General features: G+C 60.6%; 9 protein-coding genes and 1 pseudogene. 4 read left to right on the forward strand and 6 right to left on the reverse strand.

What is annotated here, in order from left to right; genetic code table 11:
• Positions 1-7: 7 nt before the first annotated feature.
• On the reverse strand, positions 8-1,453 hold the full coding sequence (locus KJY40_RS18405) for a SulP family inorganic anion transporter (protein ID WP_230731625.1): 1,446 nt from the start codon (positions 1,451-1,453) through the stop codon (positions 8-10).
• A 174-nt stretch (positions 1,454-1,627) separates the two neighbouring features.
• Here KJY40_RS18405 and KJY40_RS18410 point away from each other — a divergent pair, with 174 nt between their 5' ends.
• Positions 1,628-1,924, forward strand: coding sequence for a DUF7693 family protein (locus tag KJY40_RS18410; RefSeq protein ID WP_230731627.1), 297 nt, complete (start codon positions 1,628-1,630; stop codon positions 1,922-1,924).
• 5 nt (positions 1,925-1,929) lie between these two features.
• On the opposite strand, the gene KJY40_RS18415 is transcribed toward KJY40_RS18410, so the two are convergent.
• Positions 1,930-2,388, reverse strand: coding sequence for a GNAT family N-acetyltransferase (locus KJY40_RS18415; RefSeq protein ID WP_230731628.1), 459 nt, complete (start codon positions 2,386-2,388; stop codon positions 1,930-1,932).
• Between the two features lie 124 nt (positions 2,389-2,512).
• Between KJY40_RS18415 and KJY40_RS18420 the strand changes: the two genes are divergently transcribed.
• Positions 2,513-3,154 (forward strand): TetR/AcrR family transcriptional regulator, encoded by a 642-nt coding sequence (locus tag KJY40_RS18420; RefSeq protein ID WP_230737725.1) that lies wholly within the window; start codon positions 2,513-2,515, stop codon positions 3,152-3,154.
• Between the two features lie 4 nt (positions 3,155-3,158).
• Here KJY40_RS18420 and KJY40_RS18425 read toward each other — a convergent pair whose 3' ends face one another.
• The 3 genes from KJY40_RS18425 to ggt all read right to left on the reverse strand — a co-directional run bounded on the left by KJY40_RS18425 (position 3,159) and on the right by ggt (position 6,604).
• Positions 3,159-4,178 (reverse strand): lysozyme inhibitor LprI family protein, encoded by a 1,020-nt coding sequence (locus KJY40_RS18425; protein WP_230731630.1) that lies wholly within the window; start codon positions 4,176-4,178, stop codon positions 3,159-3,161.
• A gap of 98 nt (positions 4,179-4,276) precedes the next feature.
• Entirely contained in the window at positions 4,277-4,810 is a 534-nt protein-coding gene (locus KJY40_RS18430) for a cysteine hydrolase family protein (protein WP_230731632.1), read from the reverse strand.
• Between the two features lie 66 nt (positions 4,811-4,876).
• Positions 4,877-6,604 carry a gamma-glutamyltransferase gene (gene ggt / locus KJY40_RS18435; RefSeq protein ID WP_115078451.1) on the reverse strand — a complete coding sequence of 576 codons (1,728 nt, stop codon included), beginning with the start codon at positions 6,602-6,604 and terminating at the stop codon, positions 4,877-4,879.
• Positions 6,605-6,740: 136 nt separating this feature from the next.
• Between ggt and KJY40_RS18440 the strand changes: the two genes are divergently transcribed.
• Entirely contained in the window at positions 6,741-7,256 is a 516-nt protein-coding gene (locus KJY40_RS18440; RefSeq protein WP_230731634.1) for a methylated-DNA--[protein]-cysteine S-methyltransferase, read from the forward strand.
• Here the strand turns inward: KJY40_RS18440 and KJY40_RS18445 are convergent.
• Positions 7,253-7,843 carry an NUDIX domain-containing protein gene (locus tag KJY40_RS18445; protein ID WP_064380653.1) on the reverse strand — a complete coding sequence of 197 codons (591 nt, stop codon included), beginning with the start codon at positions 7,841-7,843 and terminating at the stop codon, positions 7,253-7,255. The genes KJY40_RS18440 and KJY40_RS18445 overlap by 4 nt on opposite strands.
• 203 nt (positions 7,844-8,046) lie before the next feature.
• Here KJY40_RS18445 and KJY40_RS18450 point away from each other — a divergent pair.
• Positions 8,047-12,891, forward strand: a pseudogene (locus KJY40_RS18450) (RHS repeat-associated core domain-containing protein).

Genomic DNA, 12,891 nt, shown 5'->3' on the forward strand with positions numbered 1-12,891 from the left:
GTCGATCTCAGTCGTGATCGACCCCGGCGCGTTTCAGCAATTTCTTGCAGCGCTCGGACAGGTGAAACACCTGCAACTGCTTGCCCGCCTTGGCGTAGCGTTCACGCAGGGTTTTCAGCGCGGCGATGGCCGAATAATCGACAAAGCTCAGATGCCGGCAATCCAGCGTCACCCGTTGCGGGTCACTGGCCGGGTCGAATTGATTGAGGAACGGTGTGGTCGAGGCAAAGAAGAGCGTGCCGTGCAGGCGATAGAGTTTGCTGCCGTCCGCTTCCAGATGCTCATCGGCGTACAACTCGCGCGCTTGCTGCCAGGCAAAATTCAGCGCCGCAATGATGATTCCGCATAGCACTGCCGTGGCCAGATCGGTAAACACGGTGATGGTCGTTACTGCGATGATCACCAGCACATCGTTGAGCGGCACTTTGTTCAACACCCGCAGCGAAGCCCAGGCAAACGTCTGCTGTGACACCACGAACATCACCCCCACCAGCGCCGCCAGTGGAATCCGCTCGATCAGCGGCGACAGAAACAGAATGAACAGCAGAATCAACACACCCGCCACTACGCCGGACAAACGCCCGCGCCCGCCAGAGCTGAGGTTGATCACGGTCTGGCCGATCATCGCGCAACCTCCCATTCCGCCAAATGCACCGGAGACCACGTTTGCTGCACCTAGTGCCACGCATTCGCGGTCCGGATAGCCACGGGTTTCGGTGATTTCGTCGGTGAGGTTGAGGGTCAGCAGGGTTTCCAGCAGGCCGACCAGCGCCATCAGAATCGCGTAAGGCGCGATGATGCGCAGGGTGTCCAGCGTCCACGGGATGTCCGGCAGCGCGAACGTCGGCAGGCCGCCGGCGATGTGCGCCATGTCGCCGAGGGTGCGGGTCGGCAGGCCGAGCAGGTAAACCAGCAAACCGACGCCGAGGATCGCCACCAGCGCCGGCGGCACCGAACGGGTCAGGCGCGGCAGGATGTAGACGATGGCCATGGTCAGCAGCACCAGCCCGGTCATCAGGTACAGCGGCGTGCCGCTGAGCCACTGCTCACCGCTCTTGAAATGCTCCAGTTGCGCCAGCGCAATGATGATCGCCAGACCGTTGACGAACCCGAGCATCACCGGGTGCGGCACCATGCGCACCAGTTTGCCCAGGCGCAGCAGCCCGAACGCCATCATGATCAAGCCACTGAGCAACACTGTCGCCAGCAAATACTGCGCGCCGTGCTGCACCACCAGCGCGACGATCACCACCGCCATCGAACCGGCCGCGCCGGACACCATGCCCGGTCGGCCACCGAACAACGCGGTCAGCGTGCAAATGATGAAGGCGCCGTACAGGCCCATCAGCGGGTTAAGGTGAGCCACCAGCGCAAACGCAATGCATTCGGGCAACAGGGCAAACGAGGTGGTGAGTCCGGCCAGGACATCGGCGCGCAGACGAATCGGTTTCATGGCTTACCTGACAGAGCGGCCGACGGGCGCGGCCGCATGCATTTGCGCAAAAGAGCGCTGCGGAAAATGAGGGTTGCGGATGTTACGCAAATGCACCGGCGTGGGCCAGTGATCGCTGACAGGAACGGGTTGGCGCTCTATGCTTGCGCGCTTCATCGATCAACGGGCTTGAACATGTCATCGCTATCCACCCGCGAAGTCTGCCAGCGCTTGCGCGATGCGGCGTTGGAGGTTTGCGCGCTACAGCGTGTTGCGCAGGAATCCGGGCATGGCCAGATCTTGGTCGAGATCGACGGCTGGCAGCTGTTGCTCGACTTTGACGGTCAGCGCCTGCACCATTGTCTGCAATGCCGGTGCCCGGAAGATCGGGTGTGGCGACTCGACACGACTCAGCGTTTCGGCACCGACCCGGTCAGCCTGCTCAGCACCTGGGAGCTGGCGCAGATCGAGCGGTTGCTGAGGGCCGACTGAGCGGATCAGCCCTGCCGCAAGTCCAGCAGGTAGGTGTAATAGCCGGTGTCACGTACCCAACCGAGCGACTCGTACAAACCCTGGGCGGTGAAATTGTCGTTGGCGGTTTCCAGCATCATCCCTTTGGCGCCGGTTTCGACGGCGAAGTCGCGGGCGGTGTTCATCAATAGTCGCCCGACTCCACGGCCCCGGGCAGCGGGCGTGGTGAACAGGTCGCTGAGCAGCCAGGTGCGGTGGGCGTCAATCGACGAGAACGTCGGGTACAACTGCACGAACCCCAGCGCCTCACCGCTTTCTTCCTCAACCAGAAAAATCGCCGATTCATTGCCGGTCATGCGTTCGGCGATGAAGGTTCGCGATTGCTCGAGATTTGAAGGCTGGCCATAAAAACCGCGATAGGCGTCGAACAGTCTGGCCACCGCATCCAGATGCTCTGCATGGGCGCGCCGTGCCTGAAGACTCATATACCCTCCCCGAACAATTCATATGGTTGCACCAACATAGCATTGTCCGTCGAGTTCGCTGGCTTAATCGCTATATAGTTTTGTATATTGCGAACCCGAAATGGCCAGACCCTCCATGCCGTCCATGAGCAGCATCCGCGAACGTAACCAGCAACTGATCCTGGCCGCCGCCAGTGAAGAATTCGCCGCCAACGGCTTCGACGCGACCCAGACCCGCGACATCGCCGCCCGCGCCGGTGTGCCCAAGGCCAACCTGTATTACTACTTCCAGAGCAAGGAAAACCTCTACGGCAAAGTGCTGCTCGGCTTCGTCGAACCGTTGCTGGAAGCCTCGGCGGTGCTGCGCGAAAGCGACGACCCGCTGATTGGCCTGCGCGCCTACGTCGCCGCCCGCATCCGCATCGCCCGCGAGCATCCGGCGATTGCCAAAGTGTTCAGCGGTGAGTTGCTGCTCGGTGGCCGCCAGTTGCCCGACGAATGCCGCGACCTGCTGCACGGCGAAGCCCGGCGCAATGTCGAATGCCTGCGCAGCTGGATCGACCGCGGGCTGCTGGCGCCGATCGATCCAGAGCATTTGATGTTGTTCATATGGTCGGCGACGCGCACCTACACCAACATTGGATGGCAGATGGGGCGCATCACCGGGCGAGAGGTGCCGCAGGATGAGGATTACGCGGTAGCGGCGGAGACGATTACGCGGTTGGTGTTGGAGGGGGTGGTGGCGCCGCGGGCGGGGGAAATCCGCGGTGTGCTGTTTGCGACTTGAAGCGTCAGGGCATGAAATCCAGCGGAAGCGTGCGGTCGCCTTCCATCCGCTCGTACCATGCCTGGAACTGAGCAGGCAGGCGCTTTTTCCATTCCGGTACATTGGTGTAGTAACGGGCTCGCGTATGGCCCTCTTTATCAGGCACCAACATCAGCACCCAGAAACGGTGACTGGCCGCACGCATCAGAATGGCCGCGTTCATATTGCCCAGTCCGCGCACCCACATCTCGATGACCTCTGCATCAGGCACGTCACCCGCCGGGTCGCCGACGGTCATGGTACTCGTACGGTCCACCAGCGTCTGATAATCACCCTTGAGCAGTTTATGCATCGCCTGATCCTCTTGCTGCGTACGAGCAAGTCCAAGGCTCAACAGGTTGTAATTCATCGAAAGTGGTTTGTCAGACACCACATAACGACCTGAGTAAAAGACACCCATACCGGCACCGCAATCAACGTCATCGCCATTCTGTGTTACGTCCAGTACACCATTGATCGCTCGAAAAACAAGCGTGCAACTACCCTCTTCGAAACGGGCTTCACCACCGTTCAACACAGCAATACCTTCCAGTTCACCAGAGTTGGCGCCCTCCTGTGCTGAAATCCCAAAGCGGATGTGTGTGGCGTCTTGACGCTTGATGATCACTTCGGATGCCGAGTTCACCCCGTGAGGAATCAACTGCCATGTGGCATCCCATGAGAACGTTCTGCTCGCATATTTCAGCTCAGTCAGGCGCATCAGATATTCACGATGCAAGCACGCCGGTTCAGCGCCACAAAGGCTGCGATTCTTCAACCATGCTCTTTGATCAGCCTTGAGCGCTTGCGGGTCAGCCACCTGCACCAACGTTGTCCGCCAAAGCACCCCAAGCTTCTCATCAAGACTTGAGATATTCGGATCCGCACAAACGGCTTTTTCAACAGGGCTGGAAGCGCCAGCACAGTCAAAACTGGCAGCGTGGGTATGGGCAGCAAAAACGAGAGACGTCAGCAGCAAGGCGTGACGGAGATTGAAAGCGAGCATCGACAGATTCCATTCCTGAGGCGGCGGCAGTATGCCGCGCCGGGGCTATCGATGCTCTGGATTTTTCAGCGGTTACCGGGCTCTTCTGCAAGAGAGCATCAGAACGCGATGTCAGCAGCCGCCTTCACATCGATCCGCGCCACGGAACCGGTCAGGTGCGCCCAGTCCTTGTTGTGTTCGGCAATGATGTCTTCGGCGCTCATGTTGCCGTTGTCGACGGTGGAGTGCGCATCGGCCGCCAGTTCCACGTCGTAGCCCAGTTGATGGGCCTGGCGTACGGTGGCGTTGACGCAGTAATCGGTTTGCAAGCCGCAGATCACCAGGCGGTCGAAGTCTTCCCGGGGGATCAGTTTCTGCAGGTTGGTCTGGTAGAACGAGTCGTTGGCGGTCTTGTCGACGCGCAGATCGCCGGGCGCGGTGGCCAGGCCGTCAGCCAGTTGCCAGCCTTCGGCACCGTGAGCGAACGGGCTGTCTTTTTCGTTGTGCTGGATCAGCACCACCGGAATGCCCGACTTGCGAGCGCGGGCACTGAGGCCATTGATGGTATCGATCACCCGTTGGATGTCGTGGCACTCGTATTCGCCTGTGCACAGGGCGCGCTGGACATCGATGATCAGCAATGCGGTGGTCATGGTGAGCCTTCCTTGATCGGTCCTTGAGACAGGGGCGGACGTGTGCCCGCCCCCTTTTTACTCTGCTCAGTAACCCAATGACAACCCGGTGTTGCGCCGTGGATCGTTGGCGCCGTAGAAGCGGTTCTTGCCGACCGGTTTACCCCCCAGCGACGGTGCACCGACCAGAATCGCGGCGATGTGGTTGGGATCCTGCGGCCCCGCAAACTTGTGGCCCCAGCTCTCGAGAATCTTCTTCGTGTCGGGGCTGGCGGCGAAGTCTTCGAGGTTGGTTTCCTCCGGCATCCACTGCTGGTGGAAGCGCGGCGCATCGACCGCTTCCTGCAGGCCCATACCGTAGTCGATGACGTTGAGCATGGTCAGCAAGGTCGCGGTAATGATGCGGCTGCCACCCGGCGTACCGACCACCATCACCACCTTGCCGTCCTTGGTGACGATGGTCGGACTCATCGAAGACAGCGGCGCCTTGCCCGGAGCAATGGCATTGGCTTCACCTTGCACCAGGCCGTACATGTTCGGCACGCCGACCTTGGAAGTGAAGTCGTCCATTTCATCGTTGAGGATCACCCCGGTCTTGCTCGCCATCACGCCCGCACCGAACCAGTCGTTGAGGGTGTAGGTGACCGAGACCGCGTTGCCCCACTTGTCGACGATCGAATAGTGCGTGGTGTTGCTGCCTTCATGGGGCGCGACGCCGGGTTTGAGTTCCGCCGACACACCGGCCTTCTGCGGCTGGATCGCGTTACGCAGCTTGGTCGCGTAGTTCTTGTCCAGCAGGTGTTCGATCGGGTTCTTCACGAAGTCCGGATCGCCCAGGTAGCTGTTGCGATCCACATACGCGTGACGCATCGCCTCGATCTGGTAGTGCATGCCCTGGGCCGAATGGAAGCCCAGATCTTTCATCGGATAGCCTTCGAGAATGTTCATGATCTGGCAGATCACCACCCCGCCGGAGCTCGGTGGCGGTGCCGATACGACGTGATAGCCACGATAGTCGCACTCCACCGGAGCCAGTTCGCGGGTCTTGTATTTGTCGAGGTCGGCCTGGGTGATGATGCCCTTGTTGGCCTGGCTGGAGGTGACGATGGCGTCGGCCACCCAGCCTTTGTAGAAACCGTCGGCACCTTTTTCGGAAATAGTGCGCAGGGTCTTGCCCAGGTCCTTCTGCACCAGTTTCTGCCCGACCTGCATCGGCTCTCCGTTGCTCAGGAAAATCGCGCCGGAATCCTTGATGTCCTTCTTGAACACGTCGGTAGCGTATTCCAGCAGCTCGACATCACCCTGTTCCAACTCGAAACCTTCTTCCGCCAGTTTGATCGCCGGGGCGATCATATCCTTGCGCGGTTTGGTGCCGTACTTGCTCAGCGCCAGCTCCATGCCGGACACGGTGCCTGGAACGCCGACTGCGAGGTGGCCACGGGTACTCAGGTCCGGGATGACGTTGCCATCCTTGTCGAGGTACATGTTGGCGGTCGCGGCCAGCGGGGCTTTTTCGCGGAAGTCGAGGAAGGTCTTGCGTCCGTCCGCCAGTTGAATGGTCATGAAACCACCACCACCGAGGTTGCCCGCCGCCGGGTAAACCACCGCCAGTGCGTAGCCCACAGCGACCGCCGCATCCACCGCGTTGCCACCACTTTTCAACACGTCGACACCCACGTGAGTGGCCAGGTGCTGGGCGGTGACCACCATGCCGTTTTCGGCGGCGACCGGGGCAACCGAGGCGGCGTGAGCCATGAGGCAGCTGAGCGCCAATGAGGTCGCAATCAGCGATTTGGCAAAAGGTTCGTACTTCATGAGTCGGTCTCTTCTTTTTATAAGGTAGGAAAGCGCTTCAAGAGCATCAGCCAGTATGGTCGCGATTACGGTTTGCGCCTCCCCGATCCGGCAGTATGCTGGGCGCAGTTTTCGCCCCCGTCCCGGAGTTTTTCCCATGGCCTACACGTTCATCACCCTGCCCTCGCCTGTCGGCGAGTTGAAGCTGGTCGCGAACGGCTCACGTCTGGCCGCCATCCTCTGGGAAAACGACAAACCGAACCGGGTGCGCCTCGGGCCGATGAGCGAATCACCGGACAATCCGGTGTTGCTGAAAACCGCGCGACAGCTGGAAGAATATTTTGCAGGAACGCGAAACGCGTTCGATCTGGAGCTGGACTTTGCCGGCACCGAGTTCCAGAAAAAGGTCTGGGCCGCGTTGCTGACCATTCCGTTTGGCGAAACCCGCACCTACAGCCAGATCGCCGAACAGATCGGCCACCCCAGTGCGGTGCGTGCCGTCGGCGCGGCGAACGGGCGCAATCCGATTTCAATCATTGCGCCGTGCCATCGGGTCATTGGCGCCTCAGGCAAACTGACCGGTTTTGCCGGAGGCCTGGAAGCCAAGGAGCGCTTGCTGACCCTGGAAGGTGGCCAGTGGTCAGACATCGGTAAAACCGGTGACTTGTTTTAACCGCCGAACAGGTTATTCATCGCCGCATACTGCAACAGCATGATGGTCTTCGCATCGCAGATCTCGCCCCTCTGGAACGCCGCCAGCGCGTCGTCGAAACGCCACTCCAGCACTTCAAGTTCTTCGGTTTCCTCTTCCAGACCGCCCCCTTCACTGACCTTCGACGAGGCATCGTACTCGGCGATGAAAAAGTGCAGTTTCTCGGTCACCGAGCCGGGGCTCATGTAGGCCTCGAACACCTTCTTCACGTCATGCACGCGGTAACCGGTTTCTTCCTCGGCTTCGTCGCGGATGCGCTGCTCCGGCGCCGCGCCTTCAAGCAGCCCGGCCGCCACTTCAATCAGCAAACCGTCGTGACCGTTGACGAACACCGGCAGGCGGAACTGCCGGGTCAGCACCACGGTGCGTTGCTCGCGGTTGAACAGCAGAATCGCCGCGCCATTGCCACGGTCGTAAACCTCGCGCGTCTGACGCTGCCAGTCACCGTTGTTGCGGTGATAGTCGAAGGTGATTTTCTTCAGCAGATACCAGTCGTGGGACAACACCTGGGTATCGACGATATTGACCCGCTCGGCTGTGTTGGACATGACGCCTGATCCTTTTTTGTCATCGGAAGATGGCCATGGTAGGTGAAAGGCTTGCTCGACGAACAGCATCTGGCTGATACCGATCCCTGCCTAACACACTTAGAGAAAAGCCCTACAGACATCGCCTACTCGGCTGACTTCTTTCCTGTTTGATCCCCTGCACAGTTTCGCGCCATTCCCCTGATGCGCGCGAGTGACTGCGAATGCTTCCAACTGACCAACTCCTGAAACTGAACAACAGCATTGGTTTGCTGGTGGTCGCTGCGCTGAACCCCGACCAGCCCGACGTCGAAAAGCTGATTCGTGAGTTTCGCCTTTGCCTCAACCACTATGACGCCTGGGCCGAGCAGTTCTGGACGGGCACCGCGCTGGGTGTCGAGCAGGTGCTCCAGGTCGGCAACGACGTCCGGCTCAGCGCACCGGTTGGCAGCCGCAAACCCATCAGTTCCTCCGTGGCCATGTGTTCCGCCAGCGGCTCCCTGACGCTGGTGCACATGTTCGAAGCCGCGCGGTTTGTGCCGATCGGTGATACGCCGGTGATCCTTGAACCGGTCATTTCCGATGTCGACGGTGTTTTGGGTTTTGGCGAACCGCTGCATTACACCATTGACCCCAGCGGCATTCTCAAGGTCGAGGACTGCGACCGGGGCCAGCGTTATCGCATCACCTTCTTTCCCGATGTTTCCAGCGCGCATATCCAGACGTTGTATGCCTCGTATCAGGGTCTTCTTGAGGGTCTGGAAGGCTGGTTGCGTGAGGAATGGAAAGGCTTTCAGCCGCAGTGGACGGCGTTTTCCAGCGCCGGTTTCAGCGAGCGTTACGGGCAGTTGCAACAGGCGGATTGGCGCGGCTTCGAATCCGCGCTGAATGGTGTCTGGGATGACGTGAAGCAACTGTTTGCCCTGCTCGCCGACTTGCAGGCCAACAGCGAAAGGCTTCTGCAGTACCTGTCCAGCGTTGAACTGGATGCCTTGCTTGCGGCGTCCTCCGAGGCCATCGCCAATGGCCTGCTGATGCTCGGCGACGAGCCGTTGCTGTTCATTTATCTGGCGGCCTTCACCAGTTGGCTGAAGATGCTGCCGCCGCAGTATCTGGCCGAGGTGGTGGCTGAGGTTCGGGCCGAACTGCTGGTCAGTTTTCTGCTGATGTGCGTGTCGGGTGGCATGGGCGTGCCGCTGCGGTTGAGCACCAAGGTACTGGGCAAGATCAAGTCGCCGCGTGCGCGGGCATGGCTGGCGGCTTCGGCGTTGCGGCTGGCGGAGCTGACTTCGGCGCCCGATCTGACCCGGCATGCGAGCGCGTTGAAACCGCTGATGGTCAATGCAGGTCCGGCACCGTTACGGCCGACACCGGCCATTCCGCTGGAAGTTCGCACGGCGGATGCACTGGTGCTGACGGTGCCCAATCCGGCTGCTGTTGCTCGTGACAAGTCCCATGGCATGACGCGAATGGAACGGCATGAGCCTCGTGATGAGGCTTCGGATCAGGCGAAAAATCCCAACGGTGACAGTGCCGATTGCGTCCCTCGGACCTGCACCAACGGGTGTCCGGTGTCGATGGTCACCGGTGAGGAACTGCTGACCCTGACTGACGGCGTGCTCGACGGGCTGTTGCCGTTCGAGTTCAGCCGCTTGTATCGCACCAGCGCGGCCGAGATTGATGTCGGGCTGGGGTTTGGCTGGAGTCACTCGCTGGCGCATCGGCTGGAGGTTGATGGCGCTTCGGTGGTCTGGGTTGACCATGAGAACCGGCGCACGCGGTTTCCGTTGCCGAGCAATGAGCGGCCAGCGATTCACAACAGTTTGTCGCGGGCGGCGATCTTTCTCGGGGATGAGCCGGAGGAGCTGATTGTTGCGCTGGCGGGGGACGCGGCGCGGTTTTATCACTTTCGGGCTGGGCGTCTGACGGCTGTCAGCGATGCCTACGGTAACCGGTTGCGTATTACGCGGGATCGCCTGGATCGGGTTGAGCGCCTCGATAACGGCGCTGGTCGTTCCTTGTTGCTGCGCTATGAGCGGGCGCATCTGGTGGCGGTCGATTATCAGGTTTTTCGGGAGTCTGCCTGGCGCACCGAGCAGACGCTGGCCAGTTACCGCTTTGATGCTCGCCATCGATTGATCGAGGCATCGAACGCCGTCGGCGAGACCGAGCGTTACGACTACGACGACCGGCACGTCATCCTGCAACGGCAGCTGAGCGGCGGCGCGAGTTTCTTCTGGGAATGGGAGCGTGCCGGCAAGGCGGCGCGTTGTGTGCGGCACTGGGCGTCGTTTTCGCAGATGGACACGCGTTATGCCTGGGATGACGCCGGTAGCGTCACAGTGCAGTACGTCGATGGGACTGAGGAAACTTACGTCCACGACGACACCGCGCGACTGGTGCGTCAGGTGTCGGCGGACGGTGGCGAGCAGCTCAAGGCCTACGACACGCAGGGTCGGCTGGTCGCCGAGCAGGATGCGCTGGGCGCGGTCACCGAATACCGCTATGACGATGCCGGACGGTTAGTTGCGCTGATTCCACCGGACGATGCGCCGACGTCCTACGAGTACCGCAACGGTTTCCTGCACAGCCGTTCGCGTGGCGATGCGGTGTGGACGTACCGGCGCAATGCCCAGGGTGACATCACCGAGGCGGTCGATCCCGATGGCCACGTCACCCATTACCACTTTGACGCGCAGGGGCGGCTGCGGTCGATCCGTTATCCGGATTCGGGTCGGCATGTGTTCGTCTGGAACGACCTCGGCCAGTTGGTTGAGGAAAGTCTGCCGGACGGCGGGGTTCGCAAGTTTTCCTACGACGCGTTGGGGCGACGGATTACGGCGCAGGATGAACACGGTGCCGTCACCCGTCATGCGTGAGACGCCGTTGGCCGGCTGATCCAGACCACCTCGCCGACCGGCGCCACCCGCGCCTGGTCCTACAGCGCCTACGGCCAGATCACCGCCGAACGCGATGAATTGGGGCGCATCACCCGCTACGAATATGACGACGATCTGCATTTGGTCAGCCGCCGGATCAATCCGGACGGCACGCGCCTGCAATACCGCTACGACCATGCGCAGCTGCTGCTGACGGAAATCGAGAACGAGTCCGGCGAAAAGTACCGGCTGGACTACACGCCCACCGGACTGATCCGACAGGAGACCGGCTTCGATGGCCGGCGCACCGCCTACGCCTACGACCGCAATGGCCACCTGCTGGAAAAGACCGAATTCGGCGACGACGGCTCGACGCTGGTCACCGCTTACCAACGTGACCGTGCCGGACGCCTGCTGCTCAAGACCCTACCCGACGGGGTCGAGGTCAGCTACCGCTATGACCGTTTAGGCCGTTTGGTCGGCGTGGATGACGGCCAGGATCACCCGCTGGCCTTCGAATACGACCTGCAGGATCGGCTGGTGCGCGAGCACCAGGGCTGGGGCACCCTGCGTTACACCTACGACGCCTGCGGCCAGCTCACCCGCCTGCGCCTGCCGGACAACAGCAAGCTCGATTACCACTACGCCAAAGGCGGCGCGCTCACCGCGATCGACCTCAACGGCGCCTTGCTCACTCGCCACGTCTACCACAACGGCCGCGAACAGCAGCGCCAGCAAGGCCTGCTGCTCAGCGAATACACCTACGACGAACAGGGCCGGTTAAGCGCCCACGCCGTAGGCCATCAACGCAACTCGCTGTACCGCCGCGACTTTGCCTACAGCGCCAACGGCAACCTCGAACACATCGCCGACACCCGCCACGGTCAGCGCAGCTACACGTACGACGCCCTCGACCGGCTGATCCGCGTACGCCACACCCGCGACGATGTGCCGGAAACCTTCGCCCACGACCCGGCCGGCAACCTGCTGATGCAGGACCGCCCCGGCCCGACACAGATCAAAGGCAACCGCCTGCGGATGCAGGGCGACCGCCATTACGACTACGACGCCTTCGGCAACCTGATCCGCGAACGCCGCGGCCGCGCGCAAACCCTCGTCACCGAATACCGCTACGACAGCCAGCACCGCCTGATCGGCCTCACCCGCCCCGACGGCACCAGCGCCACCTACCAATACGACGCCTTCGGCCGGCGCATCCGCAAAACCATCGACGGCCAGAGCACCGAATTCTTCTGGCAAGGCGACCACCTGATCGCCGAAAACAGCGAGGAACAACACCGCAGCTTCATCTACGAACCCGGCACCTTCCGCCCACTGGCCATGCTCGACGGCCAAGGCCCGAAACGCGCCTGCCCGTTCTACTACCAACTCGACCACCTCGGCACTCCGCAAGAGTTGACCGATTACAGCGGCGACATCGTCTGGTCAGCCAAATACAGCGCCTACGGCAAAGTCACCTCGCTGGAACTGGCGACCGACGACTACCTGAACCAGCCGCTGCGCTTTCAGGGGCAGTATTTCGATGACGAAAGCGGACTGCATTACAACCGGCACCGGTATTACGACCCGGACGTGGGGCGGTACCTGACGCCGGATCCGGTGAAGCTGGGGGGTGGGCTGAATCAGTACCGGTACGTGCCGAATCCGACGGGGTGGGTGGATCCGTTGGGGTTGACGTCCAATTGTCCGCCGCCAAATAAGCCGGGATGTTCAGTGCCGGATAATTTAAGGTCTTCAGCCGTGGATGTGGGTGAAGCCAACCTACCGCCAATTAAACAAAAAGAAACTTATCTCTATCGTGGTGACAATAAGCATCCAGATGAAATATTTGAGCACGGGTTCACTGCCAAAGGGCACAGCACTGATCTCCTGCTTCACGCCGTGGACAGTAGCAATCCACCGAGTTACTTTATCAGCACTTCACCATCTGCATTCACAGCCATTGAGTTCGGTACAAAATTCAAAACCAGAAAGGGTTACTTGTATACGCTCAGAAAATTATTTGGAATAAATGTCAACAAGGAGCTGGGAAACTCAGCACCTTTTGCAGACGAGACCGAAATTGCTATCCCCGGCCACATACATACTGCTGACATCATAGGTGTAACCCCACTAAAAAAAGATGGAAGTTACGTCGGCTACTCAATCCCCAACCCGAATAAGGAATGA

The sequence above is a fragment of the Pseudomonas fitomaticsae genome (genome assembly GCF_021018765.1).
GTDB classification, from domain to species: domain Bacteria; phylum Pseudomonadota; class Gammaproteobacteria; order Pseudomonadales; family Pseudomonadaceae; genus Aquipseudomonas; species Aquipseudomonas fitomaticsae.